Annotated in this window: 14 protein-coding genes; 4 read left to right on the top strand and 10 right to left on the bottom strand. The window is 55.1% G+C overall.

What is annotated here, in order from left to right:
• The first annotated feature begins 9 nt into the window (after positions 1-9).
• Positions 10-657: an MBL fold metallo-hydrolase gene (locus BM007_RS05365; protein ID WP_023311009.1), complete on the top strand. Its 648-nt coding sequence runs from the start codon at positions 10-12 to the stop codon at positions 655-657.
• A gap of 51 nt (positions 658-708) precedes the next feature.
• Here the strand turns inward: BM007_RS05365 and aspC are convergent, their stop codons facing one another.
• The 4 genes from aspC to pncB all read right to left on the bottom strand — a co-directional run bounded on the left by aspC (position 709) and on the right by pncB (position 6551).
• Complete coding sequence (gene aspC / locus BM007_RS05360; protein ID WP_024907783.1) at positions 709-1899, bottom strand: aspartate transaminase; 1191 nt, start codon at positions 1897-1899, stop codon at positions 709-711.
• A 184-nt stretch (positions 1900-2083) separates the two neighbouring features.
• The gene (locus BM007_RS05355; RefSeq protein ID WP_023615888.1) at positions 2084-3175 is read right to left on the bottom strand and encodes a porin; all 1092 of its coding nucleotides are present in this window, start codon (positions 3173-3175) and stop codon (positions 2084-2086) included.
• 606 nt (positions 3176-3781) lie between these two features.
• Positions 3782-5182, bottom strand: coding sequence for an asparagine--tRNA ligase (gene asnS / locus BM007_RS05345; protein WP_090417515.1), 1401 nt, complete (start codon positions 5180-5182; stop codon positions 3782-3784).
• 166 nt (positions 5183-5348) lie between these two features.
• Entirely contained in the window at positions 5349-6551 is a 1203-nt protein-coding gene (gene pncB, locus BM007_RS05340) for a nicotinate phosphoribosyltransferase (protein ID WP_048991015.1), read from the bottom strand.
• 254 nt (positions 6552-6805) lie between these two features.
• Between pncB and pepN the strand changes: the two genes are divergently transcribed.
• Positions 6806-9418, top strand: a complete 2613-nt coding sequence (gene pepN, locus BM007_RS05335) for an aminopeptidase N (protein WP_090417513.1) — start codon at positions 6806-6808, stop codon at positions 9416-9418.
• A gap of 49 nt (positions 9419-9467) precedes the next feature.
• Here pepN and ssuB read toward each other — a convergent pair whose 3' ends face one another.
• From ssuB to ssuE, 5 genes are read right to left on the bottom strand one after another with little or no spacing between them, the layout of a single operon-like run.
• A complete protein-coding gene (ssuB, locus tag BM007_RS05330; RefSeq protein ID WP_090417511.1) occupies positions 9468-10238 on the bottom strand; it encodes an aliphatic sulfonates ABC transporter ATP-binding protein in 771 nt (256 codons plus the stop codon).
• Complete coding sequence (gene ssuC, locus BM007_RS05325) at positions 10235-11026, bottom strand: aliphatic sulfonate ABC transporter permease SsuC (protein ID WP_090417509.1); 792 nt, start codon at positions 11024-11026, stop codon at positions 10235-10237. The genes ssuB and ssuC overlap by 4 nt, the downstream gene beginning before the upstream one ends.
• Positions 11027-11035: 9 nt before the next feature.
• The gene (gene ssuD, locus BM007_RS05320) at positions 11036-12181 is read right to left on the bottom strand and encodes an FMNH2-dependent alkanesulfonate monooxygenase (RefSeq protein WP_024907776.1); all 1146 of its coding nucleotides are present in this window, start codon (positions 12179-12181) and stop codon (positions 11036-11038) included.
• Positions 12178-13140 (bottom strand): sulfonate ABC transporter substrate-binding protein, encoded by a 963-nt coding sequence (locus tag BM007_RS05315; protein WP_090417507.1) that lies wholly within the window; start codon positions 13138-13140, stop codon positions 12178-12180. The genes ssuD and BM007_RS05315 overlap by 4 nt, the downstream gene beginning before the upstream one ends.
• Entirely contained in the window at positions 13133-13708 is a 576-nt protein-coding gene (ssuE, locus tag BM007_RS05310; RefSeq protein ID WP_024907774.1) for an NADPH-dependent FMN reductase, read from the bottom strand. Before ssuE ends, BM007_RS05315 begins: the two co-directional genes overlap by 8 nt.
• 248 nt (positions 13709-13956) lie before the next feature.
• On the opposite strand from ssuE, the gene pyrD reads away from it, so the two are divergent.
• The gene (gene pyrD, locus BM007_RS05300; RefSeq protein WP_024907773.1) at positions 13957-14967 is read left to right on the top strand and encodes a quinone-dependent dihydroorotate dehydrogenase; all 1011 of its coding nucleotides are present in this window, start codon (positions 13957-13959) and stop codon (positions 14965-14967) included.
• A gap of 166 nt (positions 14968-15133) precedes the next feature.
• The gene (gene zapC, locus BM007_RS05295; protein ID WP_090417505.1) at positions 15134-15676 is read left to right on the top strand and encodes a cell division protein ZapC; all 543 of its coding nucleotides are present in this window, start codon (positions 15134-15136) and stop codon (positions 15674-15676) included.
• Here zapC and BM007_RS05290 read toward each other — a convergent pair.
• Entirely contained in the window at positions 15673-16782 is a 1110-nt protein-coding gene (locus BM007_RS05290; protein ID WP_090417503.1) for a YcbX family protein, read from the bottom strand. The genes zapC and BM007_RS05290 overlap by 4 nt on opposite strands.
• Positions 16783-16872: the final 90 nt, after the last annotated feature.

Genomic DNA, 16872 nt, shown 5'->3' with positions numbered 1-16872 from the left:
AGGAGCAGTATGAACTATCGTATTATTCCGGTTACCGCGTTCTCCCAGAATTGTTCATTGATCTGGTGCGAACAGACTAAACTGGCCGCGCTTGTCGATCCCGGCGGTGACGCTGAGAAAATCAAGCAGGAAGTCGCAGCAAGCGGCGTCACGCTGATGCAGATTTTGCTCACTCATGGTCATCTTGACCATGTAGGCGCTGCCGCTGAACTGGCTGAACACTACGGTGTGCCGGTGATCGGCCCGGAAAAAGAAGATGAGTTCTGGCTGCAGGGGTTACCCGCCCAAAGCCGCATGTTTGGCCTTGATGAGTGTCAGCCCCTGACGCCCGATCGCTGGCTGAACGAGGGAGAGCGCGTTAACGTAGGGAATGTGACTTTACAGGTGTTGCATTGTCCTGGGCATACGCCAGGCCATATCGTCTTCTTTGATGACCAGTCTCGTCTGCTGATTTCCGGCGATGTGATCTTCAAAGGTGGCGTAGGACGCAGCGATTTTCCGCGCGGCGACCACGGGCAGCTGATTCAGTCGATTAAACAAAAGTTATTGCCGCTGGGTGATGACGTTACGTTTATCCCTGGGCACGGTCCGATGTCGACGCTGGGCTATGAACGGCTCCATAACCCGTTCCTTCAGGATGAAATGCCTGTCTGGTAACCCGAATAAAAAAAAAGCCTGCATAACGCAGGCTTTTTTTATGGGCGCAAATTACAGTACGGCGACAATCGCTTCGCACAGTGGCGCCATGTTGTCAGGCGTCATGCCTGCAACGTTCACGCGGCCAGAGGCCACGGCGTACACGCCAAACTCTTCACGCAGACGCAGAACCTGCTCTTTGGTCAGGCCGCTGAACGAGAACATGCCGTTCTGTTTGATGATAAAGCTGAAGTCGCGGTCTGCGCCTTTCTCAGCCAGGGTGTTCACAAACAGCAGGCGCATGCGCTGAATACGCTGGCGCATATCGTTCAGCTCTTGTTCCCAGATAGCGCGCAGCGCATCGTTGCTCAGGATAGTGGCAACAACAGACGCACCGTGTGCCGGTGGGTTAGAGTAGTTAGCGCGGATAACCGATTTCATCTGGCTGAACGCACGATCGACGGTCTCTTCGTTAGCAGCAACCAGCGTACAGGCACCCACACGCTCATTGTACAGACCGAAGTTCTTGGAATAGGAGCTAGCGACAATCAGCTCCTGATGCACGGCTGCGAACGCGCGCAGGCCTTCGGCATCTTCTTCCAGACCACGGGCGAAGCCCTGGTAGGCAAAGTCAAACAGCGGCAGCCAGCCGTTTTCTACGGACAGCTTCGCCAGGTGTTGCCACTGCTCAAGCGTCGGATCGATACCGGTTGGGTTATGGCAGCAGCCGTGGAACAGCACCACGTCACCCGCCTGTGCTTCGCTCAGGCTCGCCAGCAGGCCGTCAAAGTCGAGAGAGTGGTTTGCCGCGTCGTAGTAGGCGTATTCACGCACTTCCAGACCCGCAGAGTTAAACACGCTCTTGTGGTTCGGCCAGCTTGGGTTGCTTACCCATACGCGCTTAACAGAGGTGTTTTTCGCCAGGAAATCCGCCGCCACTCGCAGCGCACCGGTACCGCCTGGGGTCTGTGCTGTGCGGGCACGTTTGTCACTCACAATTGCACTGCCTTTACCGAACAGCAGCTCCTGGGTGCAGCGACCAAATTCAGGGATACCATCAATACCGAGGTAGTTTTTGGTGGTTTCGTTTTCCAGCAGATACTGCTCAGCTTTCTTGACGCTGGTCAGTACCGGAGTTTTGCCGGTTTCATCTTTATATACACCAATACCCAGGTTGATTTTGCCAGGGCGGTCGTCGGCACGAAACAGATCGGCCAGGCCCAGAATCGGGTCGGCAGGAGCGGCGGTAATGTTCTCAAACATGACGAAGTTCCATTGTGATTACAGAAGTGAAATCCGCTATCAGGTTAACGGTAGATTTACAAAATGCCAACCGTTTGCGACGAAAAGCGTGCGGCTTTTCAAAAGTCGCCATTATTTTCTATCACACATAAAAAAACAGGGCCGAAGCCCTGTTCATTAAGCATATAACAAAGTGGTGTTCTGATTAGAACTGGTAAACGATACCAACACCAGCCTGGTCGTCGGTAGACAGAGCTGTTGCACGGGTGTAATCATTCTCATCCAGCAAGTTGAACTTGTACGCAGCATAAACGTTCATGTTCTTGTTGAAGTAGTACCAGGTACCCACTTCGATGTATTTAACCAGATCAGCATCGCCACCTGCGAAAGTAGCACCGTTAGCAGTACGGCCTGTCAGGTCTTTACCCTTAGACTGCACATAGCCAATGGATGGACGCAGACCAAAGTCGAACTGGTATTGAACCACAGCTTCGAAGTTCTGCGTTTTGTTCGCGAATTCGTCATCGTTTTCACGAGTCATGTTACGGGATTCACCGTACATAACAGATGCGTATACGCTGTTCGCATCATATTTCAGTGACGTTGCCCAACCTTCAGCACGTTCACCTTTACCATCGGCAGTCTGCTTAGTGGAACGGTCAGAGTTGGTGTATGCCGCGGTTACGTTGAAGCCGTCTGCGAAGTCATAACCCAGAGAGTAGCTGCCGCCATCGCCGTTCTGGCGAGAAGTGGTGTGGCCGTTTTCATTTTTACCCTGGTACTGCAGGCCCAGTGCCAGACCATCAACCAGACCGAAGAAGTTAGAGTTACGGTAGGTAGCTAAACCGGTGCTACGTGAGGTCATGAAGTTATCAGTTGCGGCCAGAGAGTCGCCACCCCAGATAACCAGCATATCGGTTGAAGCCAGCGCATCATAGAACACACCGTAGTTACGGCCGTAATCAAATGAACCGTATTCACCCGCTTTCAGACCCGCGAAAGCCAGACGGGTTTTGGTACCCTGAGCACCTTCCTGAGAGGAAGCGTCCATGTTGTATTCCCACTGGCCGTAACCTACCAGTTGGTCGTTAACCTGGGTTTCACCTTTGAAACCGATACGGGCATAGGTGGTATCGTTGTTATTAGATGCACCGTTAGTAGTCCATTGATGCTCACCTACAGCTTTACCGTAGAAGTCCAGCTTGTTAGCGTTTTTGTTATAGATTTCTGCAGCGTTAGCTGCACCAGCTACCAGCAGAGCAGGGATAACCACTGCCAGAATATTGCGCTTCATCATTATTTATTACCCTCATTGGTTTTTTTATGACACTCGCCACTGCCGTCAATAAATTCTGTCAATAAATATTTCCGGAACTATTGATGAGAGTTTGGTGTCTTTATGTATCTGACAGGCATCTTTCCATTCGGCGAAGCGTTTCGCTAGCCTGAAAGTGCTACAATTCTCAAGATTAAGTAACCGAAAGAAAATATGTGTAACTAAATATTTATTTTTGGGAACTTTGTGAACCACCTCAAACTTCAGAGTGCCCTGGCGAATTAAGCGACAGGACATATCCTATATATATGAATTCCTTATGATTAATTGAGATAACGGCGATTCATATAAACAGAGGCTAAACGACTCAGTTTTTCTTATGACTGCAGAAAGACTTCTGGATGGCTGAAAAAGTGGTTGAAATTTGTGCTATCGCTTGAGGATGTAATAATCGCAATAAGAATGGGGTTTATTTTTTGTGGCTGGATATTTCGTGGAAACAAAACGTAACAGGTAGTGGTTGTGACGGGGTGAAGGTTTAAAGATGCTGACTTTGCGCTGACGAAAACTGACAATGCAGAATAAAATAATGGCCAGCACAGGCTGGCCATTTTAGTCTTTTACCGATTAGAAGCTGGCGTTACGTGGTGTACGTGGGAATGGAATCACGTCGCGAACGTTCTGAACTCCGGTAACGTAGGCGATCAGACGCTCGAAGCCGAGACCAAAACCGGCGTGCGGTACGGTACCGTAACGACGCAGATCGCGGTACCAGCTGTAGTCAGCTGGGTTGAGCCCCATCTCTTCCATACGCGCGTCCAGCACGCCAAGACGCTCTTCACGCTGAGAGCCTCCGATGATTTCACCGATGCCCGGCGCCAGGACGTCCATCGCTGCCACGGTTTTACCGTCTTCGTTAAGGCGCATATAGAAGGCCTTAATGTCTTTCGGGTAGTTTTTAACGACAACCGGCGCTTTGAAATGTTTCTCGGCCAGATAGCGTTCGTGTTCAGACGCCAGGTCAACGCCCCAGTAAACCGGGTTCTCGAACGTCTCACCGCATTTCTCGAGGATCGCCACCGCGTCGGTATAGTCCACCTGCGCAAAGTCGGCAGACACAAAACGCTCCAGACGCGCCACAGCATCGCTGTCCACGCGTTCTGCGAAGAATTTCATGTCGTCAGGACGCTCTTCCAGCACCGCTTTGAACACGTACTTCAGCATCGCTTCCGCCAGACCCGCAACATCGTCCAGGTCGGCGAACGCCACTTCCGGCTCCAGCATCCAGAATTCCGCCAGGTGACGGCTGGTGTTGGAGTTTTCGGCACGGAAGGTTGGGCCAAAGGTGTAGATCTTAGACAGCGCACAGGCGTACGTTTCGCCGTTGAGCTGACCGGATACCGTCAGGAAAGCTTCTTTACCAAAGAAGTCTTTGTCATAGTCCACTTTACCTTCCGGCGTGCGCGGCAGGTTTTCCATGTCCAGCGTCGAGACGCGGAACATCTCACCCGCACCTTCTGTGTCGGACGCGGTGATCAGCGGGGTAGACACCCAGAAGTAACCCTGCTCGTCGAAGAAACGATGCAGCGCCTGCGCAAGCGTATGACGCACGCGCGCCACCGCACCAATCAGGTTGGTACGTGGACGCAGGTGCGCCACTTCACGCAGGTATTCAATGCTGTGACGTTTTGCTGCCATCGGGTAGGTATCTGGATCTTCAACCCAGCCGGTGACTTCAATGGCTGAGGCCTGAATTTCGAAACTCTGGCCCTGGCCCGGGGATGCCACAACCACGCCGGTGACAATAACGGAACAGCCCGTCGTCAGGCGCAGAACGTCATCATTGTAATTGGGCAGAGAATTATTAATGACGGCCTGTACAGGATCAAAGCAGGAACCGTCATAGACGGCAAGGAAGGAGATGCCAGCTTTAGAATCTCGGCGGGTACGCACCCATCCGCGCACGGTGACCTGTTGGTCAACGGCGACACGGCCCTGGAGTACGTCGGCTACAGGCACAACGCTCATAATATTCTCTCTGTTAATAGTCGGAAAAAATAAACACTTGTCCACCCTTATGGGGGGATATCTATGTTACCTGCCATCCGCTATCAGACAAGTAAATTTCGCAGTCAAAAGAGAAGAATTAAGAAATAAATAAGAAGAGGGGAGCCATAGAGGCTCCCGTAAGCGCTTAACTGGCTTTTTTGATCTGAGGAAGATCGAAGGCTTTGCGCAACGCGCGAACAAACGCTTTGTCATGGCAGATGGTTTTGCCCGGGCTGTCGGAGAGCTTCGCCACCGGCTTGCCGTTACATTCCACCAGTTTGATGACAATATTCAGAGGTTTTACCTGAGGAATATCGCAGGTCAGACGGGTTCCGATCCCGAAGCTCAGGTTCACCCGGGTGTTGAAATGGCGATAGAGTTCGACGGCTTTCGCCAGGTCGAGATTATCGGAGAAGACCAGCACCTTGCTCATCGGATCAATGCCGAGTTTCTCGTAATGGGCAATGGCCTTCTCGCCCCATTCAACCGGATCCCCGGAGTCGTGGCGTAATCCCTGGTAACGTTCAGCGAACTCGGGACCAAAGTCGCGCAGGAAGGCATCCATCGTAATACAGTCGGTGAGGGCGATCCCGAGTTGATTCGGGTACTCCTCAAGCCATGCGGCCAGTGCCGCGCGCTGGCTGTTAGCCAGATCGGGGCTGATCTGCTGATGCGCCTGGAACCACTCGTGCGCCTGGGTACCCATTGGCGTCAGGCTGAGGCGACGTGCCAGATCGTAGTTACTGGTGCCTACAAACCACGGCTCCTGCTGAAGACGTTTAACGATGGCCTCCTGAACGTCGCGCGAGAAACGACGACGGGTGCCAAAGTCCATCAGGCGGAAGCGGGACATGTCTAACCCTTCGGTCAGCGTGGAGAAGGCCGCGAGTTTATTTTCCAGCGCGGCGACCGCCTGCTCGACGCCCGTTTCCGGCGAACGATAGCGGTGAGCCAGCTCACTGATCACCGCCAGAAGCGGCACTTCCCACATGATCACTTCCCGCCATGGACCTTCAAGGCGAATATCCAGCTTGCCGTTATCGTTAAGCACGGTGACCTGCTCCGGCTTATAGCGGAAATCGCGCAGCCAGTTCAGGTAGTCGGCTTTGAAGAAAGGCAGGCCAGAAAGCCACTGATATTCCTCGTCCTGCAGCGTCAGATGCTGCATAGCATTGACCTGTTCACGAATGGCGTCTGCGTAGATACCGAGCAAGTCGTCGCCACGGCAGCGGAATTCCGCCGCGACATGAACGTCATAGTAATGGTGGAAAACGGCTTGCTGCATATGCAGTTTATACGCGTCGGTATCCAGCAACGTATGCAGAACTGGAGAAGCGAATTGAGTCATAGGTGCGCAGTAGCATCCTCTCACAGGAGCGTTTAGTACAATAAACAACTCCGGAGTATACCTTGTTTAGTGATTTATTGAACCCCGATCACAACATAAGCGCGTTTTATGGTCGAGGGCATTTTGTGCCCCGTGTTATACAAATGTAGCAAAAAAAGGTTTTGACCCTGAAAAGATGAACATTCTGCATAGCGCGTTTTGCGCAACAGGAATATATTGAAACGTTACTCGACAAACGATGCATAAGGTTTTCTATGACACAACAGCCACAAGCCAAATACCGCCACGACTACCGTGCGCCGGATTACCTGATTAGCGAAATCGATCTGACTTTTGACCTGGATGCCACTAAAACCGTTGTCACGGCGGTAAGCAAGGTGACGCGCCACAGCGCAACTGCGGTGCCGCTGCGTCTGGATGGTGAAGACCTGACGCTGGTCTCCCTGCATATTAATGATGAAGCCTGGTCAGACTATAAAGAAGAAAACAACCAGCTGGTCATCGACAACCTGCCGGAACAGTTTACGCTGCGCATCGTGAATGAAATCAGCCCGGCTGCCAACACCGCGCTGGAAGGGCTTTATCAGTCAGGCGTGGCGCTGTGTACCCAGTGTGAAGCGGAAGGGTTCCGCCACATTACGTGGTATCTCGACCGTCCGGACGTCCTGGCGCGCTTCACCACCAAAATCATCGCCGATAAAACCCTGTATCCCTTCCTGCTCTCCAACGGTAACCGCGTAGGTGAAGGCGAGCTGGAGAATGGCCGTCACTGGGTGCAGTGGCAGGATCCGTTCCCGAAACCGTGCTACCTGTTTGCGCTGGTGGCGGGGGACTTCGACGTGCTGCGCGACACCTTCAAAACGCGCTCAGGCCGTGAGGTGGCGCTGGAGCTGTTTGTTGACCGCGGCAACCTTGACCGCGCGCCGTGGGCGATGACCTCCCTCATCAACTCCATGAAGTGGGACGAGGAGCGCTTCGGCCTCGAATATGACCTCGACATCTATATGATCGTCGCCGTCGATTTCTTCAACATGGGCGCAATGGAGAATAAAGGCCTGAACGTCTTTAACTCCAAATACGTTCTGGCGCGTACCGATACTGCAACGGACAAAGACTACCTCGATATCGAACGCGTCATCGGCCACGAATATTTCCACAACTGGACCGGCAACCGCGTCACCTGCCGCGACTGGTTCCAACTGAGCCTGAAAGAGGGCCTGACCGTCTTCCGTGACCAGGAGTTCAGCTCCGATCTGGGTTCACGCGCGGTAAACCGCATCAACAACGTGCGTACCATGCGCGGCCTGCAGTTTGCGGAAGATGCCAGCCCAATGGCGCATCCGATCCGCCCGGATAAAGTCATCGAGATGAACAACTTCTACACCCTGACGGTGTACGAGAAGGGCGCCGAAATTATCCGCATGATCCACACCCTGCTGGGGGAAGAGAACTTCCAGAAAGGGATGCAGCTCTACTTCGAGCGTCATGACGGCAGCGCGGCCACCTGCGACGATTTTGTGCAGGCAATGGAAGATGCCTCTAATGTCGATCTCTCTCACTTCCGCCGCTGGTACAGCCAGGCCGGTACGCCGATTGTTACCGTCAAAGACGACTACAATCCTGAAACCGAGCAGTACACGCTGACCATCAGCCAGCGCACGCCGCCGACGGCAGAGCAGGAAGAGAAATACCCGCTGCATATTCCGTTCAGCATTGAGCTGTACGATAACGAAGGCAAAGTCATTCCACTGCAGAAGGGCGGTCACCCGGTACACCACGTGCTGAACGTGACCCAGGCCGAGCAGACCTTTATCTTCGATAACGTCTATTTCCAGCCGGTGCCTGCGCTGCTGTGTGAATTCTCCGCGCCGGTGAAGCTGGAGTACAAGTGGAGCGATCAGCAGCTGACGTTCCTGATGCGTCACGCGCGTAACGATTTCTCCCGCTGGGATGCCGCACAAAGCCTGCTGGCGACCTACATCAAGCTCAACGTAAACCGTCATCAGCAGGGCCAGCCGCTGTCGCTGCCTGTTCACGTAGCTGACGCGTTCCGCGCGATCCTGCTGGATGAGAAGATTGACCCGGCATTGGCCGCAGAAATTCTGACTCTGCCGTCAGCGACTGAAATCGCGGAGTTGTTCGAGATTATCGATCCGATCGCGATCGTGGCGGTGCGTGAAGCGTTGACCCGTACGCTGGCTGCTGAGCTGGCGGACGAGTTCCTCGCCATTTATAACGCCAACAAGCTTGACGCTTATCGCGTTGAGCACGCGGACATTGGTAAACGTTCTCTGCGCAACACCTGCCTGCGCTATCTGGCGTTTGGTGAAACCGAGCTGGCGAACACCCTGGTGAGCAAGCAGTATCACGAGGCGGATAACATGACCGACGCCCTGGCCGCGCTGGGCGCAAGCGTTGCTGCCGAACTGCCGTGCCGCGATGCGCTGATGCAGGAGTACGACGATAAGTGGCATCAGGATGGCCTGGTGATGGACAAGTGGTTCATCCTGCAGGCGACCAGCCCGGCGGCCGATGCACTCAGCAACGTACGCAGCCTGCTGAAGCATCGTTCCTTTACCCTGAGCAACCCAAACCGCGTGCGTTCGCTGATTGGCGCGTTTGCCAGCAGCAACCCGGCGGCGTTCCACGCCGAAGACGGCAGCGGTTATCAGTTCATGGTGGAAATGCTGACCGAGCTGAACAGCCGTAACCCGCAGGTGGCGTCGCGCCTGATTGAGCCGCTGATCCGTCTGAAGCGTTACGATGCGAAGCGTCAGGCGAAGATGCGTGCCGCGCTTGAGCAGCTGAAAGGGCTGGAAAATCTGTCTGGTGATTTGTACGAGAAGATTGCTAAAGCGTTAGCGTAATATAAGTTAACCCTCCCTCTCCCTGTGGGAGAGGGCCTGGGTGAGGGCATCAGGCATTAGCCTTAGCTCGCTGTAACTCCGTGCTCCCGCGCTTCATCACTCGATCTAATACCTCAGCTTCGAGCTCCCCCAGTCTTGCCGAGCCCACGCGACGAGGCCGCGGAAGATCCACCGTCAGATCCAGACCTATTTTCCCGTCCTCTATTAACAGCACCCGGTCCGCCATCGCGACGGCTTCGCTCACGTCATGCGTCACCAGCAGTACCGTAAAGCCGTGCGCCTGCCACAGGGATCCAATCAAATCCTGCATTTCGATTCGCGTCAGGGCGTCCAGCGCGCCGAGCGGTTCATCAAGCAGCAGCAGGCCAGGACGGTGAATCAACGCCCGCGCCAGCGCCACGCGCTGCTTCTGCCCACCCGAGAGGGCGGCAGGCCATTCATCGGCTCGATTTTCCAGCCCAACGGCGGCCAGCGCCTGGCGGGCTTCATCCCGCCAGCTGCCCTTAAGACCGAGCCCGACATTGTCGATAACCGTTTTCCACGGCAGCAGCCGCGCGTCCTGAAACATCATGCGGGTATCGTCCTGAATATTCGAAAGCGGCGTTGTTCCTGCCAGAATGTCGCCGCCGTTAGGGGCTTCCAGTCCGGCCAGCAGCCTTAGCAGGGTACTCTTGCCGCCGCCGCTGCGCCCGACAACGGCCACAAATTGTCCGGCGGGAATATGCAGATCCAGCCCGTTAAGAATGGTGTTTTCGCCGTAGCGTTTGGTCACGCCGTTCAGCAGTAACGGTGTTCCCTGGTTCAGTCGTGCAGTATTCATGCTTTCGCCTCCTGAAGAGTGTAGGCCGGATTCCAGCGCAGCCAGCTGCGCTCCAGCCACTGGGCGCTAACGTCGGCGAGTTTGCCGAGAAGGGCATACAGAATGATGGCAACCACCACCACGTCCGTTTGCAGGAATTCGCGGGCGTTCATCGCCAGGTAACCAATGCCTGAATTGGCCGAGATAGTCTCTGCTACAATCAGCGTCAGCCACATCAGGCCGAGCGCAAAACGCACCCCGACCATAATGGAGGGCAGGGCGCCCGGCAGGATCACGTGTATAAAGAGAGAAAAACCCGATAAGCCGTAGCTGCGCGCCATCTCCACCAGACCGCGATCGATATTGCGGATCCCGTGCCAGGTGTTGATGTAGATCGGGAACAATGTGCCCAGCGCCACGAGGAAGATCTTGGCGCTCTCATCAATCCCAAACCACAGGATAACCAGCGGGATCAGCGCCAGATGCGGCACGTTGCGCAGCATCTGAATTGAGGTATCCAGCAGCCGCTCGCCCCAGCGGGAAAGGCCACTGATCAGGCCCAGAACCAGACCGATGCCGCCGCCGATGGAAAACCCAATCACGGCGCGCCAGGAGCTGATCGCCAGATGCTGCCACAGCTCACCGCTCACGCTCAGCGACCAGAACGCTTCTACGACGCCCTCCGGGGAGGGCAGAATGCGGCTCGACAGCCAGCCGGTGGACGACGCGAGCTGCCAGAGTGCCACAATGCCGACGGGTAAAAACCACGGCGCGGCGCGCAGCAGCCATTTTTGTGAGGTGGCAGACATGGTCACTCCTTAGCTCTGCGCGGCTTTGCGTGGAATAAACTCGTTCGCCACGGCTTCGCCCTGAAGCTGAAGCCGCTGCGGCTGTGGAATTTCCGGAATGGCGACATCCAGATGCGGGAATAACAGCTCGCCCACCTTGTACGCCTCTTCCAGATGCGGATAGCCGGAGAGAATAAAGCTGTCGATGCCCAGCTCGGCGTATTCATTAATTCGCGCGGCCACGGTCGGGCCGTCGCCAACCAGCGCCGTACCCGCACCGCCGCGCACCAGACCGACGCCTGCCCACAGGTTCGGGCTGATCTCCAGGTTCTCGCGCTTGCCGTTGTGCAGGGACGCCATTCGGTGCTGCCCGACGGAGTCGGTTTTGGCAAATGCGGCCTGGGCTCTGGCGATCGTTTCATCATCCAGATGCGAAATCAGGCGGTCCGCCGCCTGCCAGGCTTCTTCATTGGTTTCGCGGACAATCACATGCAGGCGAATGCCGAAGCGCACCTTGCGGCCATGGGCGGCCGCCTTAGCGCGGACCTGGGCAATTTTTTCTTTCACCAGCGCAGGCGGTTCGCCCCAGGTCAGATAGAGATCGACCTGCTCTGCCGCCAGATCCTGGGCCACATCCGACGATCCGCCAAAATAGAGCGGCGGGCGCGGCTGCTGCACCGGCGGGAAGTAGAGTTTCGCGTCGCGAACGTGGATATGCTTGCCTTCAAAGGTAACGGTTTCACCTTCCAGCAGACGTCGCCAGACGCGGGTGAACTCGGCGGAGGCTTCATAGCGCTCGGTATGGTCGAGAAATACCCCATCGCCCGCCAGCTCCTGCGGATCGCTGCCCGTCACCAGGTTAAACAGGGCGCGGCCGTTGGACAGTCTGTCCAGCGTTGCCGCCTGACGCGCCGCCACGGTGGGGGAGACAACGCTCGGGCGTAACGCAACCAGGAACTTCAGACGCTGGGTGACCGGGATCATCGACGCGGCCACGAGCCAGGCATCTTCACATGAACGTCCGGTCGGGATCAGCACCCCGGTGAAACCGATTCGGTCCGCCGCCTGCGCAATCTGCTGCAGGTAGCCGTGGTCAACCGGGCGCGAACCCTCTTCTGTACCAAGATAGTGTCCATCACCGTGGGTGGGTAAAAACCAGAAAAGATTCAGACTCATGATTTAGCTCCTTCTTTGCCTGCGGGCTGCCAGATGCGTTCGCGAATAGTGACCTGTTTCGGCACCAGGTGGTTTTGATAGAAAAGGTCAGCCGTTTGTTGCTGAAGCGCGGCGACGTGGGCGTCCACGGGCGTGATGGTGGTCGGTGGACGGTGGTTGAGATAGCTCGCGATCACCGGCTCAGGTAAGCCCATGGTTTTCGCCAGCAGGGTAATGCTCTCCTGGCGCTGGGTCTGGGTCAGCGCATCGGCCTGGGTAAAGGAATCCAGTACGCCCTGAATAAATGCGCCGTTCTTTTCCGCATAAGGACGCGCGGCCAGATAGAACGAACCGGTCTGCTTCAGCGTGGTGCCGTCTTTCAGCACGCGAACGCCGCCCTGCAGTAATGCGGCGGAGTAGTACGGATCCCAGATGGCCCAGGCATCAACGTTCTTCTGCTGGAATGCGGCGCGCGCGTCGGCAGGCGTCAGGTAAACAGGTTGAATGTCAGTGAACTTGAGTCCGGCTTCTTGCAGGGCACGCAGCAGCAGGTTGTGTGAGCTGGAACCTTTCTGGAAAGCAACTTTATGCCCTTTAAGATCGGCGACGCTTTTAATGTCGCTGTTTTCTGGCACCAGAATCACTTCGGCCTTCGGTTTGGGCGGCTCAACGCCAACATAGACGAGGTCCGCTCCCGCCGCCTGGGCGAATATCGGCGGAATATCACCCGTACTGCCGAGATCGATACTGCCGACGTTCAGGGCCTCCAGCATCTGCGGGCCAGCCGGGAACTCCACCCAGGAGAATTTGGTGTCCGGGAAGCGTTTTTCCAGAAGCTGGTGGCTTTTCGCCAGCACCATGCTGACGCTGCCTTTCTGATAGCCAATGCGTAAACTTTCCGGAGCCGTTTCTGCGGCATGGGCCAGCGAGGAAAGCGCCATCAGACCTGCCAGGCCGATACGGGTTAATGTTTTAAACATGTGCGACTCCTTGAGCCTGACCAAACGCCGGCGCCTGGATATCCCTGCGGTGCAGAGCATGCCAGAAGGTTTCCAGGGCAGTATCGAGGCGGGTTTGCAGGTTCGGCGTAAAATGAGGTTTATGTTGATAATCGATAACCTGGGAGTCATCGGCGAAAACGCCGTGGAGGATCTCCTGCGCTTTCAGCGCGTTCAGCACCGGCTTCAGGGCATAATCCACGGCCAGTAGATGGGCAACCGTACCGCCCGTTGCCAGCGGCAGTACGACTTTGCCGTCCAGGGCACGTTCCGGAAGCAGATCGAGCAGGGTTTTCAGCGCCCCGGAAAAAGAGGCTTTATAAATGGGCGTTGCCACAATTAGGCCGTCAGCGCCGTTAAGCTGCTCGATGAGCGTTTTAAGCGCAGGGCTGTCGAAACGGGCATAAAGCAGATCTTCAGGTTCGAAGTTATGCAGGTTCCAGTGGCACACTTCCACATCCAGGGCATTGAGTTTTTCGCGGGCATATTCCAGCAGGGCGCTGGAGCGCGAAGGGAATCGTGGACTTCCGGCCAGGGTAATGACGCGCATACTTCCTCCTTATAACTAATTGTTTGCTTTTATCTAACATTCATAACAATTTTCAGGAGTGTGACACCGCGCGGTTATTCCACTAAATGATTTATCTGCAATTAAAATGCGAAAAAGTGCATAAGAAATAGACAGGGAGGTAAACGATTGCGTTTTACGCTGATTTTTTGCCGCAGGTCAATTCCCTTTCGCGCGTGGATCGCCCATAATCCCCTCCCGGTTTGCACACCGGGAATCCAGGAGAGTTCATGTACTACCCCTTCGTTCGTAAAGCTCTTTTCCAGCTCGACCCTGAGCGCGCTCATGAATTTACAATGCAGCAATTACGTCGTATTACCGGAACGCCGCTGGCCGCGCTGGTGCGTCAGAATGTCCCGGTAAAACCTGTGCAGTGCATGGGTCTGACCTTTAAAAACCCGCTGGGTCTGGCGGCTGGTCTGGACAAAAATGGCGAGTGTATTGATGCCCTGGGCGCGATGGGCTTTGGCTCTATTGAAATCGGGACCGTCACGCCGCGCCCGCAGCCGGGAAATGACAAGCCGCGCCTGTTCCGCCTGGTTGAAGCCGAAGGGCTGATCAACCGCATGGGCTTTAATAACCTTGGCGTTGATCACCTTGTTGAGAACGTTAAAAAAGCCCACTTTGACGGAATTCTGGGCATCAATATCGGCAAAAATAAAGACACACCGGTCGAGCAGGGTAAAGATGACTATCTGATTTGTATGGAAAAAGTCTACGCCTATGCCGGTTATATTGCGGTGAATATTTCTTCACCCAATACTCCGGGGTTGCGCTCCTTACAATATGGCGAAGCGCTGGACGATCTTCTGAGCGCCATTAAAAATAAGCAAAATGAACTCCAGACGGTCCACCATAAATATGTTCCGGTCGCGGTTAAGATCGCCCCGGATCTTTCTGTCGAAGAATTGATCCAGGTTGCCGACAGTTTAGTTCGCCATAATATTGATGGTGTGATTGCAACCAATACCACCCTCGATCGCTCCCTCGTGCAGGGAATGAAAAACTGTGACGAAGCGGGTGGGTTAAGCGGACGTCCGGTACAATTAAAAAGCACCGAGATTATTCGCGCCCTGTCTGCGGAATTAAAAGGACGCCTGCCGATTATTGGCGTCGGTGGCATCGACTCCGTGATTGCTGCGCGCGAGAAGATGGCGGCGGGTGCGTCACTGGTGCAAATCTATTCCGGCTTTATTTTTAAAGGACCGCCGCTGATTAAAGAAATCGTTACTCATATCTAATCTTTTCTCTTAATCAGACAACCAGGGCTTTATTTCCAGCCCTGGTTGTTTTATATTCCGTCACTGTTGCTTATTTAGACATTATAGTCTTTTATTAATGGTGTTATAAACGAAGCGGCGATCAGGACATTTTTAGTACAGGACGTTTCGGGGACGGGAGAGAAACATGCGAATTAAACCTGACGATAACTGGCGCTGGTATTTTTGCGACGAGCATGATCGAATGATGCTCGATTTAGCCAATGGCATGTTGTTTCGCTCTCGTTTCGCCCGCCGAATGTTAACCCCGGACGCGTTTTCCCCGTCGGGCTTTTGCGTTGACGATGCGGCGCTTTATTTCTCTTTCGAAGAAAAATGCCGCGATCTGGTGCTTTCTAAAGAGCAGCGTGCCGAGCTGGTATTAAATGCGCTGGTGGCTATCCGCTTCCTGAAACCGCAAATGCCGAAAAGCTGGCATTTCCTGCCGCACGGTATGAACTGGACCCCGGCAACGGCTGATGCGGCCAGCGTCAATCTGAGCGATACCGCAGAAGAGGTGAGCCTGCTGGTGGTGGAGCCCGGCGAAAATGCCGCGCTCTGTTTGCTGGCCCAGCCCGGCGTGACGATTGCCGGGCGGACAATGCAGCTTGGGGATGCCATTAAGGTTATGAACGACAGGCTGAAGCCCCAGCTTCGCGTGGATGCCTTCAGCCTCGAGCAGGCGGTTTAAGCTTCCAGCTGTACGGACGTTTTCGGGACGCAGCTACAGCACAGAATTGTGCCGTCATTTCCAATTGCCGATTTTTTCAACGCACTCACTTCGCCATCCACCAGCCTGATGCGGCAGCATCCGCAAATTCCCGCGCGACAGGAATAGGGGATGCGGATCCCTGCTTGTTCCAGCTGCTCAAGCAATACCTGCTGGTTATTACCCCGGATCACGTTGCCCTGCCAGTGAATCTCTACCGCAGCGGCGACGTTTGTCTCAACGTCGACAAACTCCTCTTCCTGACCCGAGCCGTACACCCTTGCTGGCCCACGGGCGAGCACTTCTACCTCATCACCAACGCGGATCGCGCCGCTGGAGCGCGGGATCAGGTTCTGGCCGAAATCGACATCACCGTTATCCTGCGCGGTGCGGAATGACTGCAGCGTCTTCAACGGTTCGCCGGAAGGGTGCTTCTGGCCTTTCTCCGGGCTGACCGTCGTGAAAATGCAGCGGCTGCACGGCTTCACCACGTCAAAAATGACGCTGCCAATGCGGATCACTTTCCAGGTGTCTTCGTCCCAGGCGTCGACACCGGTCACCACCAGGTTCGGACGAAACTGTTCCATCTGAACGCTGGCTTTGCAGCGGCCTTGTAAATCACGCAGAGAGGCTTCGTTAGTCAGCAGGAACGGGAAGCCATCGGCGAAGGAGAGGGGAACGGCGTCATGGCGCTTCACGCGACGCGTCAGTTCAGGCCCAACCCAGCGCAGCTGCACGTCGCGGGAGAAGAAGCCGCTCAGCCAGCGGTTAATCTCATCCGGGGCGATACGCGCGGTAAAATGGTTATCCCACACTTCCGTTGGCGCATCGACGGGCGCAAAATCAGCAAAGCGAATCACCGCGCTGGAACCGTCCGGCGCGGTCAGGTGCAAACCGTCATGAAGTGGGGAAGGAGTAAAGCGAACCATCTGCGGGAACTGGCGTGCGGTAATGAACGTACCGTCAGGCTCGGTGACCATAAAAATACGATCGAAGGCGAATCCGCTCATGTCGGCCAGCGCGTGAGAGACGCCGATGCCGCGCATGGATTTCACCGGATGAATAAAAAGCCTGGATAACGTCGCCACTGCACACTCCCACAAATGAAAATAAGCCTTCAACTTTATGACATACACGCCATATTAGCTATAATGCGCGACAATTTTCTAAGAGTAAAA

The organism is Enterobacter sp. NFIX59, from assembly GCF_900113755.1.
GTDB lineage: Bacteria > Pseudomonadota > Gammaproteobacteria > Enterobacterales > Enterobacteriaceae > Enterobacter > Enterobacter pseudoroggenkampii.
This window is presented reverse-complemented; position numbering and strand designations above follow the sequence as displayed.

Excerpts from the sequence above, each read along its gene's own strand:
- aspC (WP_024907783.1), bottom strand. The coding sequence starts at position 1,899 with ATGTTTGAGAACATTACCGCCGCTCCTGCCGACCCGATTCTGGGCCTG.
- ssuC (WP_090417509.1), bottom strand. The coding sequence starts at position 11,026 with ATGTCTGCCACCTCACAAAAATGGCTGCTGCGCGCCGCGCCGTGGTTT.
- zapC (WP_090417505.1), top strand. The coding sequence starts at position 15,134 with ATGCGAATTAAACCTGACGATAACTGGCGCTGGTATTTTTGCGACGAG.
- BM007_RS05365 (WP_023311009.1), top strand. The coding sequence starts at position 10 with ATGAACTATCGTATTATTCCGGTTACCGCGTTCTCCCAGAATTGTTCA.
- pyrD (WP_024907773.1), top strand. The coding sequence starts at position 13,957 with ATGTACTACCCCTTCGTTCGTAAAGCTCTTTTCCAGCTCGACCCTGAG.
- pncB (WP_048991015.1), bottom strand. The coding sequence starts at position 6,551 with ATGACTCAATTCGCTTCTCCAGTTCTGCATACGTTGCTGGATACCGAC.
- ssuD (WP_024907776.1), bottom strand. The coding sequence starts at position 12,181 with ATGAGTCTGAATCTTTTCTGGTTTTTACCCACCCACGGTGATGGACAC.
- ssuB (WP_090417511.1), bottom strand. The coding sequence starts at position 10,238 with ATGAATACTGCACGACTGAACCAGGGAACACCGTTACTGCTGAACGGC.
- pepN (WP_090417513.1), top strand. The coding sequence starts at position 6,806 with ATGACACAACAGCCACAAGCCAAATACCGCCACGACTACCGTGCGCCG.
- ssuE (WP_024907774.1), bottom strand. The coding sequence starts at position 13,708 with ATGCGCGTCATTACCCTGGCCGGAAGTCCACGATTCCCTTCGCGCTCC.
- BM007_RS05315 (WP_090417507.1), bottom strand. The coding sequence starts at position 13,140 with ATGTTTAAAACATTAACCCGTATCGGCCTGGCAGGTCTGATGGCGCTT.
- asnS (WP_090417515.1), bottom strand. The coding sequence starts at position 5,182 with ATGAGCGTTGTGCCTGTAGCCGACGTACTCCAGGGCCGTGTCGCCGTT.
- BM007_RS05355 (WP_023615888.1), bottom strand. The coding sequence starts at position 3,175 with ATGATGAAGCGCAATATTCTGGCAGTGGTTATCCCTGCTCTGCTGGTA.